We start from the raw sequence: 20,526 nt of genomic DNA, 5'->3' as shown, positions 1-20,526 counted from the left end.
ATGGAGTTTACAGGTGCATTTTCTCCAGATAATCTAGCATTTTTAATGGAGGGATTTTACATCACGCTAAAAGTGGCCTTCATTTCGATTGTGCTCAGCTTTATTATTGGAGGGGCGATCGGTACGTTGCGTTTTGCTAAAATCCCTGTCCTTTCACAGGTGCTAGCTGTTTTAGTAGAAGCTATACGGAACTTGCCATTGCTGTTGATTATATTATTTACGTATCTTGCTCTTCCGGAATTAGGAATTAACTTGAGTATTACTGTTTCTGCCATTGTGGCACTGACTATTTTTGAGTCAGCGATGCTGGCGGAAATTGTCCGTGGCGGGCTGAATTCAATTGAAAAGGGACAGATGGAAGCGGCCAGATCATCAGGGCTTACTTATATCCAAGCGATGAGGACGGTCATTTTGCCTCAAGCGCTAAGACGAATGGTCCCCAATCTTGTGAGTCAATTCATTTCTCTTTTGAAAGATACATCACTTGCAGTTGTGATCTCTCTTCCGGAATTGCTCCATAATACAAGAATCGTTCAGGCGCATCACATGAACGAAACGATACCGCTCTTCATCCTGATTGCGGTCATGTACTTCGTCGTCAATTATGCATTGTCATTACTTGCTAGAAGACTTGAGTTGAAAACGGCATAATCGTATGTAAAAAGGTGATGTATCGTCCGGCTACGATACATCACCTTTTTGATTTGATTTAAATTAATCGTCTTCATCCTCATCTAACAGGATTCTTTTCATTCGATAAAGTTTGGATAACTCCCTCACTTTTGTTTCGGGATCTGTTGCTAAATCTTGGAATAACGAGGGGTGTTTTTTCAATACCTCAAAAAGATGCAATTCTTCCGTTGAAAATGTAATATTCTGGTCATCAACCGTAACGGTTTGTGAAGATTCGATGCGGTCAGAATTACCTAGAAGATAGTCTGTAGATACCCCGAAGTACCTAGCGAATATTTTCAATGTGTCATAATCGGGTTGTCGGCTCCCTTGCTCATAATTGGCGAGCTTCCCTCTTGAAAAGCCAAGTATTTCTGCTAACTCGTATTGACTTAACCCTTTATCGTTTCGAAGCTTAGCAAGTCTTTTCCCCAACATTCGAATGCACCTTCTTAAAATGATTACTAACTTCATTATAAGAAACAAAAAGTTTCCTTTCTATAAAAGTAACGAAACGTTTCTTATGATATTGACAGAAACAAACTGTTTCTATAAAGTGGTAGTTAGACGTAAAGAACTAGCTGAAAGGGATGTGACGAATGAGGGGTATCATGAAGTTTAAGGGAATTGTTAGGAGGGCTAGAAAAAGTGTCAGATGAAATAAAAAAATCAAGAGAGACCGGCATGAAAGTAAATGAACTTTCAGTTGGCATTGAGAATTTATCAGAGCTCGTCGATCTATTTCAGAAAGCGATTGATCAAACGGAACAATTGCAAAAAACGATTACGCAAATAAATGAATTCCGGGTAAATGTGAAGGCGAAATAGAAGGAGCGGATGTCTCGATTGGGCAATACGTATAGGGTATATAGGGCGGTTCACTGATAAAGCTTTAAAAGAGGAGACTGCTCATGCTGAGTGGTCACCTCTTTTTGATTCGACAATCGGACGAATGTCGTTTTCCGATAGAAGTTGTTTACATATTTGATAAAAGCCGTTTCGCGATTTGTTGGTATTCGTCCGGTCCGATCCCAGGTGCAAACATTTCAGGCAAATCGTCAAGATCAGGAATTTTGGCGCCTTTTGGACTGCCTTCTTGAACGACTAGCGTTTCTCCACTAGCCGGGTTGGTGCCTTTCCAAATTTGATTAATATCCTTATATTCACCATCGTCATTCCACGTAAACAAAACGTTGCCTAATCCTCGATCCTCAAATTTTCTGGCCGTATCGAATGCACGATTATCCAGATTAGGTATTGGAAGCATCTTTGTTAAGTCTGTCCCGGTGGCCATTTCAATCGCTTTGGCATAAGCGAGGATATGCGTCCCACCTCTGACGAGCAAATAGCCGATCATTTCCCTAGCTGTCGGGTGATCGGTCATTTCATACACCCGCATCTTATGGGTTCTTGCGCCGCACTCCAGAAAGAAGTTGTGTAATAGATCCAGCACTAGATTTCCACTGGAGAATACATAACTTCCGTTCCAGAAGTGTCCTATCGAGTCACCCGGAATGGAAGTCTGAGCAGTTGCGATGAAAGCATGTGTATTCCGTTTATTCTTTCCATCTTGTAGTGGGGTAAGATCGGGGGCTGCATTAAAAGATGATCCTTTACCGACAATATTTATCGTATTCGATACAAGTTCGACATGCCCAAACTCTTCTGCTGTAATACTGGCCACTAGATCGTAGAAGGGTTTTAATTTACTTTTTTGCCTAAAGTTAAAGGACTGGTACATATAGTTATTAAGTGTCGACATTTCCCCGAATTGTCCACCCAATAATTCCTGAACTGCTGCCGCCGCATTCGCGTCTCCGTATTCAGGTATGGGAAGCTCGATCGCTAATTTGTTTACACGTTTAAACATGTTTAATCTCCCTTCAAAAAATGAGTGCATTCTAGCACCATCATGTGGTTGTGACCCATACAATTTCTTGTGCGCGAACATAAAAAGGTGTGCCGCTCACTTCAACGACAATATGATCAGGCATCACCGTTGTTAATATCCCTTGCAAAGGGTTTTTCGTCGTATTTACAACGACATTCCGCGATCTGAAACTTAATAAGGTTTGATAGAAATAAGGATCATATGAACTGACCATATCGACTTTAGATTGCTGAACGTTCATTACTATCCCTCCTTTTCAATTGAATCGTTTCAGTATATGGATAAGGATAGGGAGGTATGAGTCATGAATAAAAGAGGAAGAGATTTTGAGGTGATATACGGGAAGCTTGAGTAGTAGGGGATGTACTAGCTCATTAACATTCTATAGTTCACTGGTTTCAGCTTTTAAAGTAAAGCCGTCAATATGTTGGCAAAAAAAGAAAAACACTTTCTATAATCAGAAAGTGTTTTTCTATGAACCTGTATACACTACAAGTTTATCGCTATGGTCCCAGACGGGCTCGAACCGCCGACCCCTACCTTGTCGAGGTAGTGCTCTCCCAGCTGAGCTATGGAACCGGGATTTTGTTGCGCTTGTCTTAAGCACATTTCTTATTATAGACTGTTTGGTAAATAAGTCAACACTTTTTCTAAAACTTTTTTAAAAAGCTGTAAAACATGTTCATTTCGCGTGAAAAGGAGGGAAGCATCGCATATTTACTTCTCTTACGGAAGTCTCTGTATAAAAAACAGCTTTTCCCTAACCATCCGGAAAAGCTGTTTTAAGGTTCTTCTATGGAAATTGTTACACTCGACAATTGAATGGCAATGAGAATCAGTGTATATGCTCCTGCATTTGTTCTTCCTCTTCAAAGTATAGGAAATTTTCATCTTCAAGTTCGGTAAAGCGTTCTTTGTTCATCCCTAATGATAGGTTTCCTTCAAAAATCGTTTCCCACCATGTTTCTGTTGTAGTCATGTCCATTTCCTCCTTTATGATCTTTGGTGTTTGAACATTCTATTCCCTGACGTGTTGTGAAGCGAAACGTGAAAGGTGAAAAAGGAATCGTAAGACCTATTCAGTTATCGATACAAAAAAAGCTGAGAAAAGGGCATCCTTCTTAGAAGCGTCCTCTTTTCAAAAAATATTTACTAAAAGATGAATCATTGCAACAAAGAGTATGCCGGCATTGCATTGGACCTTCCTTTGTTAGTTGATTAGTTCATTCAACAAAAGGGAATGTCCTCTACAGTATATGGAGAAAAAGATGTTCTAAAACTGTGTATTTGGTCGGAACTTATTGTTACACGAAAAGACAGTTCTTTTGAAATATTGACTTCTTTCGATAAGATTGATTCGAAATTTGGATGCAATTACGCCGAGGTGTAATTGATTCACTTTTCGAAAAGAATCGTTCGTATGGGTTATTTCTTTGGACATGGATGACGCTCGTTAAAGAAAAAAGTATAATAAGAACAGATCGTTTGCATGGCAATCTTTTTTGGATATTCGATTTGACTAAACGAAAAAAAGATAAATATAACGATGTCACATCATCGATGATGAATTGAATAGGGAGGGATTGGATGGAAACACAATCATTATTAGCTGTGTTACCAGTAAAACAGGTTGCAGGAACTTTACCGCCAACTGTAACGGATATTGCGGTCGATTCTCGGGCGGTGAATGCCGGTGGAGTCTTCGTCTGCATTAAAGGATTCACGGTGGACGGCCATCATTATGTCGGCAAGGCAATCGATAACGGTGCACGGGTGATTGTCGCTTCGGAGCCGGTTGACGTTGACTTGGATAGAGTGGCAGTCGTTCTCGTGGAAGATACGGCACGTGCCATCACCTTGCTTGCACCCCGTTTTTACAATTATCCTTCCAAGCGGATGACGATGATCGGTGTAACCGGGACGAATGGCAAAACGAGCGTTAGCGGTATTATACATGCGATCTTGCGGCAAGCGGGCGAGATGTCTGCTGTTTCGGGGACGATCGGCTTTGAATTGGATGGCGTTTTGTACGAAACGGAAAATACGACGCCGGATGTGTTGACGACGCAAGGGATGATTGCCCGTGCAGCCGAAGAGGGATGCACAACGATGACGATGGAAGTATCATCACACGGCCTTGTCGAAGGGCGTTTGGCAGGGACGGAATTCGATATTGCGATCTTCACGAACTTAACGCATGATCATCTCGATTTTCATGGCACGATGGAAGAATACGGGCATGCGAAAGGGCTTTTATTCGCCCAGCTTGGACAAGACTTGGAAAAGCGCAAGTTTGCGGTTGTCAACGCGGATGATCCATGGAGCGACAAGTTTACGAAGATGACGCCTTATCCGGTTTTAACGTATGGTATCCAGAATGATGCATTATTTAGCGCCACGAATATCGAACTGAAGGCGGACGGTACAGTCTTTACGCTTCAAGCACCGGAAGGCGAATTCCACGTAGAGATGAAATTGATTGGTGAGTTCAGCGTTTACAATGCGCTTGCAGCCATTGCGGCATTATCTGCAAAAGGGATGACTGTCGAGGAAATCGTCGTTCTTCTTGGAAAGATTCCATCTGTTAAAGGCCGGATGGAGATTGTACCGACTGAATTGCCGCTCACGATGTATGTTGACTATGCGCATTCACCGGACGCGATTGAAAAAGCGATCGCTGCGGTGCTTCCTTATAAGAAGGAAGGCCAAAAATTGATCTTCCTGATCGGCACCGGAGGTAATCGGGATCGGATCAAACGGCCGATTATGGCAGAAAAAGCATCCGTCGCCGAATATGTCATCTTGACGACGGATGACCCAAGGGACGAGCCATATGAGTCCATTTTGTCAGAACTGGCAGCCGGTATGCAGCACGAAGGGTATGCCTGCATCGGCGACCGCGCGGAAGCTGTCCGCCATGCGGTAGCCATTGCGGAAAAGGATGATATTATCATTTTTGCTGGAAAAGGCCATGAGGATTTCCAAATCATCGGCAATGAAAAGTATCCGCATTCAGATGCAGCCATTGCTCTTGAAGAAGCAGGGAAGAGATTTGGAGAAGGTGCCGTGAAAAAGTGATCGTAAAGAGGGTCGAGCCCATTCGAAAGGGCCGGCTCTTTTTTGTTCAGGAAATAAGGTGCCACCGTGGAAATCTTCTACTAAATAGAAATAAAAAATGTTGAAATCAGCGTGCAGAGTGTCTATGCTTAAAAAAGCAGAACAGAAGGAGATTATAGAAGATGGAAAAACCAATACATGATGAAATTGCATCGCGGCGTACGTTTGCAATTATATCCCACCCGGATGCGGGAAAAACGACGATAACGGAAAAATTGCTGTATTTCGGTGGGGCAATCCGTGATGCAGGAACTGTAAAAGGAAAAAAGACGGGGAAATTCGCGACGTCAGACTGGATGGAAATTGAGAAGCAACGGGGGATTTCGGTTACTTCCTCTGTCATGCAATTCGATTACGATGGGAAACGCGTTAACATTTTGGATACGCCCGGTCACGAAGATTTCAGTGAAGATACGTATCGGACATTGATGGCAGTCGATGCGGCAGTTATGATGATTGACTCCGCAAAAGGGATTGAACCGCAGACCATTAAATTATTCAAAGTTTGCCGGATGCGCGGAATTCCTATTTTTACTTTCATCAATAAAATGGACCGTCAAGGGAAAGAACCGCTTGAATTGATGGAAGAGTTGGAAGAAGTGCTGGGCATTGAATCGTATGCGATGAACTGGCCGATCGGAATGGGGAAAGAATTCCTCGGTATCTATGACCGTTTCAATAAGCGGATTGAGCAAGTGCGTGTTGACGAAGCTCACCGCTTTCTCGCTTTGAATGAAGACGGTGGACTTGCAGAGCCACATCCAATGGAAGAAACATCTTATTACCGGCAAGCGCTTGAAGATGTGCTTTTACTAAATGAGGCGGGCAATGAATTTGATGAGGAACGAGTGGCGCAAGGTGAACTGACACCGGTCTTTTTCGGCAGCGCGTTGACAAATTTCGGTGTTCAAACATTTTTAGAGACATTTTTACAGTTTGCACCATCTCCGCAACCACGGCAAACGAAGGAAGAAACGGATATCGATCCGTATGCGGAAGAGTTCTCTGGCTTCATCTTTAAAATTCAAGCGAATATGAACCCGATGCACCGGGATCGGATTGCATTCGTCCGCATCGTCTCTGGAGCGTTTGAACGGGGAATGACCGTAACCGTTCCGCGGATTTCGAAAACATTCAAACTGACGCAGACGACACAGTTTTTGGCGGATGACCGTGAAACTGTCAATGAAGCAGTCGCAGGAGATATTATCGGTTTGCACGATACAGGGAACTACCAAATCGGGGATACGGTGATCGGCGGCAAATCCTCTTTCCACTTTAATGCTTTGCCACAGTTCACGCCGGAGCTATTTGTTCGTGTCACTGCGAAAAACGTCATGAAATCGAAGCAATTCCATAAAGGGATTTTACAGCTCGTACAAGAAGGCGCGATTCAATATTACCGAACACTCCATACGGAGGAAGTTTTACTCGGGGCTGTCGGACAGTTGCAGTTTGAAGTGTTCGAGCATCGGATGAAAAATGAATACAATGTGGAAGTAAATATGGAGCATATCGGTTCAAAAGTGGCACGCTGGATTGAAAATGAAGGCGATGTGAAAGAATCGATGGCAGGGCAACGTGCAATGCTTGTGAAAGATCGATACGATAATTTTGTCTTTTTATTCGAGAACGATTTCGCAATGCGCTGGTTCCATGACAAACACCCGGATATCCGATTGTATAGCCTTTTATAAAACAAGAACCCGGTTGGACGAAGCAGACGTCTTGCCGGGTTTCTCTTCATTTGACAATCAATCACGCCTCGGCGTGATTGCGTCCAGATTTTGAATTGCGAATCGAACGGCGAAGGGTTTGATTTGCCGTATTTCTGCGGTTTTTTGCAGAAATTAAGGCACTTTCATTCAGGACGCGGCGAACTTAGCCTGAGTTCCACTAATCAGCATAGAGTTTGTACTCCCCCTGATTTAAAATGCATTTTGACATTCATCCCGCCACTGATAAAAGTGGGGAATTCTGTAGCTGACGCTTCGCTTTCAGTACAAAAAGATTTGCTGAATCAAGTTAAATAGATGCTGATATTTGAAGTCAAATTCAACATTGCATATGATTAAGTGAGCGCTGATTGGAAGAAAGGAGCGTCATCTATGAAAATAAGTGATTTTTCAATAAAAAGACCTGTGTTGACGATTGTCACGATGTTCCTTGTCATACTGCTTGGGGCGGTCTCTTTTTTTAAGGTTCCTGTGACGCTTATTCCTGAATTGAAACCGCCGATTGCAGTCGTTGTGACAAGTTATCCGGGTGCGTCTCCTGAAGAGGTGAGCGATAAGCTGACCAAACCGCTGGAGGAAAGTTTATCGACGACGCCGGGCTTGAAGACAATGCAATCTTCCTCGCAAGAAGGTTCAAATTTCATCTTATTGTCATTCAATTGGTCGACAAAGATTGACGATGTTCAGCTCGATATACTGCAACGCTTGGAACAGGTGACTGTTCCGGATGGCGCGAGCAAACCGCGTTTTATGAAATTCGATCCTTCTCAATTTCCGGTCATTCAACTTGCCTTGTCTTCCAACGCGGAAGGAGCAGATGTCAGGCTTCTTGCGGAACAGTTGGAAACAGAGTTGCAACGGACGGAGGGCGTCGCAAATGTGACGATAGCAGGGAAATTGGTACAAGAAGTCCAAATTATCCTTGATCAGAAAAAGCTGGAAGCGAATGGGCTTGTCCAGTCGGATATCGTCCAAGCGATTCAAGCAAACAATATGTCCATGCCTGGCGAGCCGATCGACACAGCGGATGGCAAGCAGCTGACAACCCGTATTGTAAGCACGTTGACGACGATTTCGGATATCCGAGGCGTCATTGCCGGTGTCAATCCGCTCACCGGTGCGCAGGTGACGATTGCTGATGTGGCGGATGTGGCACTTGTTGAGGCCGAATCATCCATGCAAACGCGATCCAACGGTCAGCAAGCGGTATTGATGTCCGTGTTGCAGGAATCGGGTTCGAATACGGCGGCTGTCTCGACTTCATTTAAAGACGCGCTGGCCAAGCTGTTGGCCAAAGAAGAGTTTGCCGATATCCAAGCCAATATTCTCTTCGACCAGGGCGATTATGTGAAACTGGCGATCGGCAATATCGGACAATCGCTTCTTCTCGGTGGTCTATTCGCGATGCTCGTCTTGTTTTTGTTCCTGCGTGGAATGAAGAGCCCGATTATCATCGGGATTGCTATACCTTACTCTGTGATCGTTACGTTTGTCCTCATCTATTTCGCGGATTTTTCCTTGAATATTATGACGCTCGGAGCGCTGGCACTTGGTATTGGTATGCTTGTCGATAATGCAATTGTTGTTATTGAAAATATTGAACGGCATCTGGCGATGGGAAAACCGCCGAGGCAGGCGGCATCCGAAGGGACGAAAGAAGTCGGTCGAGCCATTACAGCGTCCACTTTGACGACGCTTGCCGTTTTCGTTCCGGTCGTTTTCATAAGTGGCTTGATCGGACAGATCTTCACGGAATTCGCGTTGACGATTGCGTTCAGTTTATTTGCCTCTCTTGTTGTCGCATTGACTGTCGTGCCGATGATGGCAAGCCGTATGCTGAAGAAGCCGAAGAAAAATATCGAGGCACGCAGACGTCGTTCAAAAGCGTTGAACCGTTATGAAAGATCTGTGAAATGGGCAATTCAACATCGTTTGGCTATTTTAGGTGTCACGGCAGTGATGCTTGTAATCAGCGGTTTCGGTTTATTCAAAGTGGGGACGGAATTCTTGCCTGCAACCGATGAGGGGTATGTCAGTATGACCGTCACGTTGCCGAACGGGACGTCACCGGCTACGACAGATGAAGTCGTGCAGCGCATCGAGGCGCGCTTGCAGGAGGAACAGGAAGTGGACGTCTATGTCAGTCTTGTCGGTGGAACGCAAGAAGGGATTGTGCAAGGCTCTACGAAGGCGAACGTCGCAGAAATCTATGTGAAACTCGTTCCACTTACAGAGCGCGATCGTTCTGTTTTTGAATTTGTAGATGATGTGCAACCTGAAATGCTACAGTTGGTTGGAAAAGATGCAAAAATTGGTTTCAATATGCAAACGGCAGCCGGATCTAATCCAAATGCCATTTCTTTTTCGCTAACGGATACAGACGTCGCAAGACTTCATGAAGCTGTGGGGAAAATGGAGCGAGAACTGAAGGCATTGGATTCGGTAATGGAAGTGACGAATGATCTTCAGCATACAGTGGAAGAAATTCGAATCGAGGTCAATCGGGAAAAGGCTGCCGCACTCGGTTTGCTACCTTATCCAATCGCCCAAGCAATTAACGGGATTACAAGAGGGACGATGGCGACACACATTATAAGTGAGAACAGTAAAGTGTTTGCCGTTAATGTTATATATGATAAAAGATATCGCAATACGGTGGAAAAACTGAAGAAATTGAAGCTCAGAACACCAACCGGAGCATTTGTGACACTCGACGAAGTCGCGGCTGTCACGATTGAGGAAGGTCCGGTAGCCATTCGGCGAATTGATCAAGCCCATTCCGTCAACTTCACTGTCAAATATACATCTTCCAAATCACTAGGAGAGATGACGAAAAAAGTGAATGAAACGGTCAATCAGCTCGATTTGACAGAAGGGACCGAACTGGCTTATAGTGGCGATCGGGAGCTATTTGAGGACGCGATCGACGATATGCTCATGGCCGTCCTCCTGGCTGTCGTTCTTGTCTATATTGTCATGGCAGCGCAGTTCGAATCATTCAAGTATCCTTTTGTCATCATGTTTTCCGTTCCGCTTATGGTCGTTGGTGTCGCTATCGGACTGTTTGGGACAAGTACACCGATCAGTGTTCCGGCAATTATCGGTGTTCTTGTCCTTGTAGGGATTGTTGTCAATAACGGCATCGTGCTCGTCGATTACATCAATCAACGGAAAGAGACGGGCTTAAACTCGTATGAAGCCATTCTCGCCGCCTCACGGGAGCGGGTACGTCCGATCTTCATGACAGCATTGACGACATTGCTCGGATTGCTGCCGCTGGCGTTGGGGATCGGGGAAGGGACGGAAATAAACCAGCCGATGGGGATTGCTGTCATCGGTGGTTTACTCAGTTCAACATTACTGACATTGTATATTGTTCCGGTCATTTATAGCCTGGTTGAAAAAGAGACAAGGAAGGATGTAAACGGAAAATGATTTTCCGTTTACATTTCAGTCAGCGGTGGTATAATAGAACAAAAGCACCCAACTTAATATCTTTTGACGTCGCGTCAAAGGGGAGTAGCTATAGGGAAACCTATTTCATAGTCGTCAATACATGGCGTTTGCCATCGGTTATGATAGCTGAATTTTCTTCGGAATTCTGACTTAGCGAGACCTTTGCCTTTTTATTAGGTGAGGGTCTTTTTATATTGTCAAATAGGAGGAATCAATTTGGAAGCAATTTTATTGGAATATGCATGGGTCCTTGTAGTACTGATCGTATTGGAAGGATTGTTGGCGGCGGATAATGCAGTGGTCATGGCAGTCATGGTCAAACACTTGCCGAAAGCCCAACAGAAAAAAGCCTTGTTCTATGGGTTATTCGGGGCATTTGTTTTCCGGTTTGCGGCATTGTTCATGATTACGTTCTTAGTGAACATTTGGCAGATCCAGGCGCTCGGTGCAGCTTATTTATTGTTCATCTCGATTAAAAATATTTATGATTCGCGCAAAGGGAAGGAAGATGATCATCCCGATGCCAAGCCTCGTAAGCAATCCGGTTTTTGGATGACCGTTTTGAAAGTCGAACTCGCGGATATCGCATTTGCACTCGATTCGATGTTGGCTGCAGTAGCACTTGCTGTAACGTTGCCTGAACTTGGTAACTTCCATGTTGGAGGCATTAACGGAGGACAATTCTCCGTCATGTTATTAGGTGGAATCATCGGTCTGATTATCATGCGATTTGCGGCACGTCAGTTTGTTGTGCTCCTTGAGAAATATCCTGCATTGGAAACAGCGGCATTTCTAATTGTTGGATGGGTGGGGGTCAAATTGGTCGTTCTTACATTGGCACATCCTGCCTTACAGATTATCGATCCGGCATTCCCACATTCAACCTTATGGAAAACGACATTCTGGATTGTTCTTGCGGGAATCGCAGTGAATGGCTATTTAGTCGGTGTTAGGCAAAACCGGGAAAAACTGAATGGATAATTTTATTTTTGGTGACGACAGCTTGTTACAGGCTGTCGTTTTTTCTTGATTCAGCAAATGTTTTTGTACTGAAAGCGAAACGTCAGCTACAGAAGCCCCCACTTTCTTTGAAAGGAGTTAATTGATCTTATCTAAGTGCCTTAATTACTGCAACAAACGCAGAAATTAAGGCAAATCGAACCCTTCGCTGTTCGATTTGATGAGAAAAGCTTTCTTTTTAGAGTGACATTCACTAAAATGGAGGAACGATATCTTTCATCTACATTTAGCGGGCGTTCATATGCCCGCTAAATGTAGATGAAGCCTCCGGCGGATGTCACAGATTTTTTTAGGGAAACTTTTCTCCCAAAAGCGTAGGGCGCCTGCTTAGGAGCGACAGGCATAAGGAGAAGATACGGCGTGGCGTTTTTTGCCACAGAGCAACTTTGACTTATGACCCGAGCTACTGGTGCCCGGAGCTAGATGTGGGCGGGCCCGAAAAAATCCGGACGCAATTATGCCGAGGCGTAATTGATTAGGTGAAAGGGATAGATTAGCATGAAGTTGACACGTGAAAATCTTCGGAGATTAACTCCCGCACAAATCATTGTGTTTTATTATTTTTTGGCCATCGCTATTTCATTCCTATTGTTGAATTTGCCAGGCGTTTACAAGCCCGGTGTTGATGTCAAGTTCATTGATAGCTTGTTTACTGCTGTTAGCGCTGTAAGTGTGACGGGTTTGACATCGATCAGCATTGGAGATACGTATTCCATTTTTGGACTTTGTATGCTGATGCTTGTCTTTCAAATCGGCGGAATCGGTATCATGTCAATCGGCACGTTCTTTTGGTTGCTTGTGAAAAAAAAGATTGGCTTGCGTGAAAGGCAACTCATTATGGTCGATCACAATCAATATAGCTTGTCGGGTGTCGTCCATTTGATACGGGAAATCGTCAAAATCATTTTTTTGATTGAATTGATCGGCGGCTTGCTTATAACAGTGTATATTATGCGCTATTATGATTCGTTCAGCGAGGCTTTATTGAATGGGATGTTCAAGGCGGTTTCTGCTACAACCAATGCGGGTTTTAGCATCTCGGATAATTCCATGAGTCCCTATTTTAATGATTACTTTGTGCAAACGGTGACAATGATTCTCATCGTTCTGGGTGCTATCGGTTTTCCTGTCTTGATTGAAGTGAAAGCATATTTTTCGAAAAAAGTGCCTCATTTCCGTTTTTCATTATTCACGAAAATTACGACGATCACGTTCGGTGCGCTGCTCCTTTGGGGAGCGTTTATGATTTTCCTATTGGAATCGATGCATTCATTCAAAGGGATGGCATGGCATGAAAAACTGTTTACATCCCTCTTCCATTCTGTTTCCTCCAGATCCGCGGGACTGACGACGTTCGATGTGACGCAGTTTAGCGAAGCAACGGATATTGTCATCAGCTCGCTGATGTTCATCGGTGCCTCTCCAAGTTCGGTGGGGGGCGGGATCCGGACAACGACATTCGCGATTGCACTGTTGTTTTTAATCAATTTTGCACGTGGGAAACAAGTGATCAATATCTTCCATCGTGAAATTAAGTTGATCGATGTATTCCGCTCGTATGCGGTCATTCTTTTAGCAGGCATTATGGTGATGACAGCCTTGCTAATTTTACTCATCACGGAGCCGGGTATCCCGGTTGTGGCACTTCTATTTGAAATCACTTCCGCATTTGGTACATGTGGCATGTCTCTCGGTGTGACGTCGGAATTATCGACAATCGGCAAAATCATTATTATGGCACTCATGTTTATTGGACGTGTCGGCTTGATATCGTTCTTGTATACACTCGGTGGGAAAACGAAGGTGGAGAAATATCAATTTCCGCAAGAGCGTGTCATCATCGGCTGATACCCCAAAAAGGCTGTACTCCTGCAAGGGAGACAGCCTTTTTACATTTGTCATATTGTGGAAAGCGTCCGGTCTAGGAATAGGAAATCGGGTGTTTCTCCATGTTTGAAAACAGTGACCAAAAAGCCATCCGTTTTTTCCAAGATCCCTAACTCTACATCGTCTGGATTGACGTAAATGGGTGTGATATATGTCTGTTTCCGGATGGTGCGTTCATTTAGCCCGTATGAGGTGAAATCTTTTCCGGTAAGCATCGGAGTTTCGAGTAGGGTCTGTTCAATTGCCATACGTGTTTCCCGAGGCAAATCATCCTGCCACCAAACTTTTCGCGGTTGGAATTTATGGTGTACTAAATAATCGATTTTCATCAGACTGCGTGCAATATCCATATCAGCACGGCCATCTTGTTCTAAGAAATCATGCAATCTCGTGAAGAGGTCTTCTAGCTGATGCCCGATTCTTGACCATCCACGTGTTTCCCAATACGTCCCGAATTGCTGGAAGAAATCGAAAGGGGATTCAAATACATCCGTCACGATATATTCCACTGTCCGTGGTGTCCGGTTGTCGTTCCAGTACTTTTCCAGGACGTCTTCTGTCTGTTTAATGCGTAAAATGTCATCAAACGACAGCACGTTATTCGAGAAGATTTCATAGGGCGCTTCGTCAACATAAGTGTAGCCATATTGTTCCGCTTGGATGCGTAAGCCTGTTCCGCGCAGTAACTTCAGGAACCCGAGTTGCAACTCTTCTGGCCGCATCGCGAAAACGTCATTGAATGTTTTCCGGAAGGAATCATAATCCTCTTCGGGCAATCCCGCGATCAAGTCGAGGTGTTGAGCGATTTTGCCGCCGTCCTTCACCATGGTCACCGTTCGCGAAAGTTTTTCAAAGTTTTGGCGACGTTGGACAAGTTCGTTCGTCAAATCATTTGTCGACTGAACGCCGATCTCGAATCGGAATAATCCTGCAGGAGCGTTTTCGTTTAGAAACTGAATCACTTCCGGACGCATAATATCGCCGGTGATCTCAAATTGAAAAACGGTTCCGGGTACATGTTCATCGATGAGAAATTGGAACATCTCCATCGCGTAACTCCTGCTGATGTTAAACGTGCGATCGACAAATTTGATCACTTTCGCACCGTTCGCCATCAAATAACGGATGTCCTCTTTAATGGCATCCCGATTGAAATAGCGAACACCGACCTCGATTGAGGATAGGCAAAATTGACAAGAAAACGGGCAGCCTCTACTTGTTTCGATATACGTCACTCGTTTACCAAGTTCAGGTATATCTTCGGCAAATCGAAAGGGTGATGGGAGCTCCCGTAAGTCCAGTTTTGGACCGGGTGCCGTAAATTTTAATTGTTCATTTTCTCGGTATGCAATCCCTTGAACGGTCGCCAAATCACCGTTATTGGCATAGACGTCAAGCAGTTGTTTAAATGTCCGTTCCCCTTCACCGATCGCAATAACATCAATTTCGGGTACACGTTTTAACCAATAATCATAATCATAAGTCACTTCTGGACCACCCGCGATGATTTTGACGTCCGGCATGACTTGCTTTAGCATGCGCATCACTTTGATGGACTCTTCAATATTCCAAATATAGAGGCTAAAACCAATAATATCTGGCTTATTTTGATAGAGATCTGATACGATATTCATTGTCGGATCCTTTATCGTGTATTCGATAATTTTGGGGATATATGCTGGCATTGCGTAGCTCTTTAAATAACGTAGGGCCAAATTGGTATGAATATACTTTGCGTTTAATGTCGTTAGGATGATGTTCATAGTTAAGCTCCTTTTCTATGTTCAGTTTTGTGCAGTTTGTATTGTTTCTGAATATAGGTATATCCACCTATTTCTATCGTACCGATAATATGGAATAATCTGAATTAGTTACATTTTGCATTTATTTGACCTTTATGCATGAAACATTGTCAGTTTTCATATTGTTTTGAAACGAGGTCAGGAGGAATACACTTGAAATGTAAAAATGATAAGGTAATGAAATCCGTCTCTCTTTTGTTGGACGATGCTCGCAGGCCAGGCGCAGTATTTGACCTAAATGGAATGATTTTGTATGAAAATCAATCATTTAGCGAACACGGAATGTTAAAAGAGATAACTAACATGAAAAAATTCATGATGAAGACGTCCATTGACCTGTGGGACACCATTGTGAATAGTGATGATACCGCGAACAACACATGCAAAATTGATCTCCTGTTAGGCGAAGAGCAAAATTTACCCGTTCATGTAGATATTATATACGTTGAGCATGCTAAACAAGTAATTGGGCTATTTGACATTCCGAAGAAAGAACGGGAAGTCGCGAAAAAAACTTATTTGCATGCATTCCACAACTCGATCTGTTTGATGCTGGTTGTGAATCGAGAAGGGATTATCTGTGATGTAAACAATCAGTATACAAAGTTTTTTAATGTAAATAAAGACTATTTCCTTGGAAAAACAGTTGATGTTGTTCTGCAACTTTTCCCCGATTCCACTGAATCCACCTTGAGAAAGTATATCCAGAACGTTAAGCATTATGGCTGTGCGGCAGAAACACTGAAGTATGAACCGTCTTTTGGTGATGAAAGATATTATCGTGTAGAAACCTTTTACAACAGTGAGACGAATATGTACTTGATTCGGATGAATGACTTGACCGAAAAAATGGCACTCGAACAACAGTTGGCTCATACCGGTTCATTATCGACTGTCGGGGAGCTTGCAGCTAGTATTGCGCACGAAATTCGGAATCCGATGACGACACTTAAAGGGTTCGTTCAATTGCTGCAAATTTCGGCTTCGGAAGACACGTTGAAATATCTTGCTGTCATAGATGATGAAATCTCCAGAATGGAATCGATTTTGGGTGAAATGCTTGTGTTATCCAAACCGACGTCGAATAAAAAGACGACGTTTTCACTCGAAGTATTGGTGGATGATATGATTCAAGTGATGCGACCAAAAGCGATGATGGATGGAATTACAATCAATCGGAAAGAAACGGACCTACGCGATACATTAGTGAACGGCGATGCCGAAAAAATTAAGCAAGTCCTCTTGAATTTATTCAAAAATTCGCTGGAAGCAATGTCTTCTGGAGGGGCATTGACAATTTCGATCACTTTAGATAAGGCGAATCAGTTACGGTTGGATATCACTGATACTGGAAAAGGGATGACAAGACAACAGTTGAATCAGATATTTATGCCCTTTTATACGTCAAAACCTGAAGGGACGGGACTTGGACTGCCATTTGTTTTGAAAACGATTGAAGAACACGGTGGCACGGTAACTGTAGAAAGTGAACTCAATCAGGGAACAGTCTTTATCGTCACCTTCCCGCCCGCAATTATACCATCAACACAGAAAGGGAAGGAAGAAGAAAGGCTATTGCTTTATTAATAGATCTTTAAATCAATTACGCCTCGGCGTAATTGCGTCCGGATTTTGAATTGCGAATCGAACAACGTAGGGTTCGATTTGCCGTATTTCTGCGATTTTTGCGGAAATTAAGGCACAAAGATAAGCGCAATTGACTCCCTTCAAAATCCGTGACATCCGCCGGAGGCTTGGGCCAACAGGATGTTGGTCACTCAGGCGTTGCCAATCAAACAGCGAAGGGTTTGATTTGCCGTATTTCTGCGGTTTTTTGCAGAAATTAAGGCACTTTCATTCAGGACGCGGCGAACTTAGCCTGAGTTCCACTAATCAGCATAGAGTTTGTACTCCCCCTGATTTGAAATGCAATTCTGGCATTCACCCCACAACTTATAGAAGTAGGGGACTTCTGTAGCTAACGCTTCGCTATCAGTGCAAAAAGATTTGCTGAAGCAAGTTGAAAATGAATTTTGACAGAGAGGGATTAGAACCGTTATAATGGGGGCGATTGCCGAACGGATGATAAAAGGTGGACGGGAACTATGATGAAAGATACAGAGCGCGCGTTAAAGTTATTTGTCGTTCTTTCAAGGGCGAGTAAAGTGATTTTGGAAGAGGCGCAAAAAACAAATGAGAAGTATGGATTGAATTCAACTGAATTCGCAGTTTTAGAGTTGCTATACCATAAGGGTAGACAGCCGATCCAAAAAATCGGCCAAAAGATTTTACTTAGAAGTGGCTCGATGACCTATGTTGTCGATAAGCTTGAAAAAAGAGGATTATTGGAACGGGTGTTTTGTGAAGAAGATAGACGGATCACTTATATGTCGATTACTCCTGCTGGGGTTGAATTGATGTCGGCTATTTTTCCGGAACATGCGGACCATATCCACTCCATCATGTCGGCCCTAACGGAAGACGAACAAGAGCAGGCAATTGCACTCATTCGAAAATTAGGATTATCCGTAAAAGATTTATCGTGATAAGCAACAACGGATGCAGCGTTTGATCAATTACGCCTTGGCGTTAATTGCGTCCGGATTTTGAATCGAGCTTGAGGCCTGCAGGATACAGGTCATGCAGTCGTTGCGAATCGAACAGCGAAGGGTTCGATTTGCCGTATTTCTGCGATCTTTGCAGAAATTAAGGCACTTTCCTTTTAGGACGTCGTGCACTTAGACTGCCTTCTTTAACTCCCTTCAAAATCCGTGACATCCGCCGGAGGCTTGGGCCAACAGGATGCAGGTCACTCAGGCGTTGCCAATCGAACAGCGAAGGGTTCGATTTGCCTTAATTTCCGCGATCTTTGCAGAAATTAAGGCACTTTCCTTTTAGGACGTCGTGCACTTAGACTGCCTTCTTTAACTCCCTTCAAAATCCGTGACATCCGCCGGAGGCTTGGACCAACAGGATGTTGGTCACTCAGGCGTTGCCAATCAAACAGCGGAGGGTTTGATTTTCCTTAATTTCTGCGTTTATTTGCAGAAATTAAGGCACTTTCATTCAGGACGCGACGACCTTAGCCTGAGATCCTTTAATCAGCAAATCTTTTTGTACTGAAAGCATAGCGTCAGCTACAGGGAGTTTGGACTCCCTCTGATTGAAATGCATTCGGGCATTCATCCCGCCACTTATGGAAGTGGCGGACTTCTGCTGAATCTAGTTAACAGAATAAGGCGTAAAGGAACAGGTTCCTTTACGCCTTATTTCTATGTTTAAGATTGTTCGACGATGGTTTCACTCATTTTTAAGAACTGATTGAAGTGTTCTTCTTTAGATGAGTCGAAAATCGTCAGTCTGACGACCATATTGCCTCGTTCGAAAACGATTCCAGTAACAGGTCCAGATTCAGCTTGGACAGAAAAAACTTTGGCATTTTCGATCCCTTCGCCAGACGGAATCAAAGTCGTATCCGTTACTTCAGTCGGTGCGACCCCACCGCTGGAAGCTTCAAGGATAGCTGTTAAATTTTCGGTGAAGTAATCATATGTGCCTTCTTCTTTCGGTGCTGTTTCGATACGCATGAAAACCGCTTCGTTATCATCGGCAAGGAGACTATCTTTGCCTGGTTCTTCACTCGTCAGCGTATAATTAGGCAGTACAGAAATAGTATAGTTCTGCGCATCACTTGCGGTCGGTACCGCGTCCTTTAGAACATCTTCTTCATTCTCTTTCTGAACATCTGTTTCTGGCTCTTCAACATCCTCGCCATCGTTTTCAACGGACGATCCGTTTTCTACCTCTGGGGTATCATCGGTCGTATCGTTTGGAGTACCGTTGGACTGATCTGTCCCACATGCGGAAAGTAGCAAAGCGATTGCGGCAGATGCGAATAAAAGATTCCATTTGCTTTTCATCGTAATCCCTCCTTATTTTAATTGGACGTGTAATCCTACAAAATGTTCCATAATCGTTGAATGATTGAGTAGGTCTCCTTCACTTTTGTTGTGGATTATTTATGAATGATTTTATAGCGTTTATGGTTGACGACCGTCTTTTCTTCGAGCTGAAGTGCATCGAAATTTTCCATATATGTGAGATCGACGATGACCGAGTTCTCATTCACCTTTTCAACGATTCCTTGTAGCCCGTCCTTGAATTCAATGATATTCCCTACCTCTGCAATTGTCATTGGTAAACAACTCCTTTTCTGATCATAATGCTAGGATAAGAGAGCTTCACTTCTCTCACAATCTTTTATAGTGTGCCTTAAAAAAAGGATAACGTAAAGTAATTTCTATCGAAATTGCTACATTATGACTTTTGATCTGGTGAATACCAAAAAGCGGTTTTTTTGCCGGTATGAGGAGAGATTGAATTGTCGGAAATTGTCGGTAATAATTATCCATTTAAAGTAAGCAATACTGTATAATCGTATACTAGCGATGTCTATATCCACGGAGGGATTGTAATGGTGCAGAGCCTGGAAGAGGAAATCGAACAGTTGCGTGAAGCGATGCTGATAGTAGCGGAAGAGATGGGGTTGACCGCTGATAAGACATTGGAAATCAGTAGACAACTCGATAGGCTGATTAATCAATTAGAAGCACTGAAAAATTCTTGTAAGGTTTAATCATTTCTTAATTACCGGAGAGGACACGCGCTGAAATAGTGAAGGTTCATGGGGTGGTCCTAGAGAGTTCCAGAAATGAACAGAAAGCCATTTTAAAATGGTAAGGGATCCAGATTCGATCTTACATTCAAAATATGATCAAGGAATTAAAAAAAATAAATTTTTTGAAAAAAGATGTTTAAACTGTCGGAAAAGCGGGGAAATTATAATCGAACACAGCAACATTCTCATTTCCCCCTTTTGAGGACGGCACCCTAATGCAGGGTCCGTCCTCCTTTTTTTTATCTTTCTCCCCTTATCTTTTGGTAA

General features: G+C 43.5%; 17 protein-coding genes and 1 tRNA gene. 10 read left to right on the top strand and 8 right to left on the bottom strand.

The features are described from left to right. Entirely contained in the window at positions 1–651 is a 651-nt protein-coding gene (locus tag ACFPRA_RS07000) for an amino acid ABC transporter permease (RefSeq protein WP_381432075.1), read from the top strand. Between the two features lie 63 nt (positions 652–714). Here ACFPRA_RS07000 and ACFPRA_RS06995 read toward each other — a convergent pair whose 3' ends face one another. Then, positions 715–1,110: a helix-turn-helix domain-containing protein gene (locus tag ACFPRA_RS06995; RefSeq protein ID WP_381432073.1), complete on the bottom strand. Its 396-nt coding sequence runs from the start codon at positions 1,108–1,110 to the stop codon at positions 715–717. A gap of 210 nt (positions 1,111–1,320) precedes the next feature. Here ACFPRA_RS06995 and ACFPRA_RS06990 point away from each other — a divergent pair, with 210 nt between their 5' ends. Further along, entirely contained in the window at positions 1,321–1,500 is a 180-nt protein-coding gene (locus tag ACFPRA_RS06990; RefSeq protein ID WP_381432071.1) for a hypothetical protein, read from the top strand. Positions 1,501–1,648: 148 nt separating this feature from the next. Here ACFPRA_RS06990 and ACFPRA_RS06985 read toward each other — a convergent pair whose 3' ends face one another. From ACFPRA_RS06985 to ACFPRA_RS06970, 4 genes are all read right to left on the bottom strand, one after another. Further along, positions 1,649–2,542 carry a manganese catalase family protein gene (locus ACFPRA_RS06985; protein WP_381432069.1) on the bottom strand — a complete coding sequence of 298 codons (894 nt, stop codon included), beginning with the start codon at positions 2,540–2,542 and terminating at the stop codon, positions 1,649–1,651. Positions 2,543–2,582: 40 nt separating this feature from the next. Beyond that, on the bottom strand, positions 2,583–2,804 hold the full coding sequence (locus ACFPRA_RS06980; protein ID WP_381432067.1) for a YuzF family protein: 222 nt from the start codon (positions 2,802–2,804) through the stop codon (positions 2,583–2,585). A gap of 265 nt (positions 2,805–3,069) precedes the next feature. Beyond that, a tRNA-Val gene (locus ACFPRA_RS06975) sits at positions 3,070–3,142 on the bottom strand. Between the two features lie 256 nt (positions 3,143–3,398). Further along, positions 3,399–3,542 carry a hypothetical protein gene (locus ACFPRA_RS06970; RefSeq protein WP_239389015.1) on the bottom strand — a complete coding sequence of 48 codons (144 nt, stop codon included), beginning with the start codon at positions 3,540–3,542 and terminating at the stop codon, positions 3,399–3,401. A gap of 608 nt (positions 3,543–4,150) precedes the next feature. On the opposite strand from ACFPRA_RS06970, the gene ACFPRA_RS06965 reads away from it, so the two are divergent. The 5 genes from ACFPRA_RS06965 (at position 4,151) to ACFPRA_RS06945 (ending at position 13,740) form a co-directional block, all read left to right on the top strand. Then, positions 4,151–5,641: a UDP-N-acetylmuramoyl-L-alanyl-D-glutamate--2,6-diaminopimelate ligase gene (locus ACFPRA_RS06965; protein ID WP_381432065.1), complete on the top strand. Its 1,491-nt coding sequence runs from the start codon at positions 4,151–4,153 to the stop codon at positions 5,639–5,641. A gap of 161 nt (positions 5,642–5,802) precedes the next feature. Further along, on the top strand, positions 5,803–7,377 hold the full coding sequence (locus ACFPRA_RS06960; RefSeq protein ID WP_381432063.1) for a peptide chain release factor 3: 1,575 nt from the start codon (positions 5,803–5,805) through the stop codon (positions 7,375–7,377). Positions 7,378–7,788: 411 nt separating this feature from the next. Further along, positions 7,789–10,851, top strand: a complete 3,063-nt coding sequence (locus tag ACFPRA_RS06955; protein ID WP_381432061.1) for an efflux RND transporter permease subunit — start codon at positions 7,789–7,791, stop codon at positions 10,849–10,851. A 237-nt stretch (positions 10,852–11,088) separates the two neighbouring features. Next, positions 11,089–11,853 carry a TerC family protein gene (locus tag ACFPRA_RS06950; protein ID WP_381432059.1) on the top strand — a complete coding sequence of 255 codons (765 nt, stop codon included), beginning with the start codon at positions 11,089–11,091 and terminating at the stop codon, positions 11,851–11,853. Between the two features lie 537 nt (positions 11,854–12,390). Then, a complete protein-coding gene (locus ACFPRA_RS06945; protein WP_381432056.1) occupies positions 12,391–13,740 on the top strand; it encodes a TrkH family potassium uptake protein in 1,350 nt (449 codons plus the stop codon). Between the two features lie 50 nt (positions 13,741–13,790). On the opposite strand, the gene ACFPRA_RS06940 is transcribed toward ACFPRA_RS06945, so the two are convergent. Further along, positions 13,791–15,542, bottom strand: coding sequence for a B12-binding domain-containing radical SAM protein (locus ACFPRA_RS06940; RefSeq protein WP_381432053.1), 1,752 nt, complete (start codon positions 15,540–15,542; stop codon positions 13,791–13,793). Between the two features lie 192 nt (positions 15,543–15,734). Between ACFPRA_RS06940 and ACFPRA_RS06935 the strand changes: the two genes are divergently transcribed. Beyond that, on the top strand, positions 15,735–17,168 hold the full coding sequence (locus tag ACFPRA_RS06935; protein ID WP_381432051.1) for an ATP-binding protein: 1,434 nt from the start codon (positions 15,735–15,737) through the stop codon (positions 17,166–17,168). Between the two features lie 521 nt (positions 17,169–17,689). Beyond that, a complete protein-coding gene (locus ACFPRA_RS06930; protein ID WP_381434782.1) occupies positions 17,690–18,127 on the top strand; it encodes a MarR family winged helix-turn-helix transcriptional regulator in 438 nt (145 codons plus the stop codon). Positions 18,128–18,859: 732 nt separating this feature from the next. On the opposite strand, the gene ACFPRA_RS06925 is transcribed toward ACFPRA_RS06930, so the two are convergent. Together ACFPRA_RS06925 and ACFPRA_RS06920 are read right to left on the bottom strand one after the other, a co-directional pair. Next, on the bottom strand, positions 18,860–19,501 hold the full coding sequence (locus ACFPRA_RS06925) for a hypothetical protein (RefSeq protein WP_381432049.1): 642 nt from the start codon (positions 19,499–19,501) through the stop codon (positions 18,860–18,862). Between the two features lie 95 nt (positions 19,502–19,596). Continuing rightward, a complete protein-coding gene (locus tag ACFPRA_RS06920; RefSeq protein ID WP_239389005.1) occupies positions 19,597–19,776 on the bottom strand; it encodes a YkvS family protein in 180 nt (59 codons plus the stop codon). Between the two features lie 279 nt (positions 19,777–20,055). On the opposite strand from ACFPRA_RS06920, the gene ACFPRA_RS06915 reads away from it, so the two are divergent. Continuing rightward, on the top strand, positions 20,056–20,217 hold the full coding sequence (locus tag ACFPRA_RS06915; protein ID WP_381432046.1) for a Spo0E family sporulation regulatory protein-aspartic acid phosphatase: 162 nt from the start codon (positions 20,056–20,058) through the stop codon (positions 20,215–20,217). Positions 20,218–20,526: the final 309 nt, after the last annotated feature.

Source organism: Sporosarcina soli (genome assembly GCF_042655805.1).
Classification (GTDB): Bacteria; Bacillota; Bacilli; order Bacillales_A; family Planococcaceae; genus Sporosarcina; species Sporosarcina soli.
This window is presented reverse-complemented; position numbering and strand designations above follow the sequence as displayed.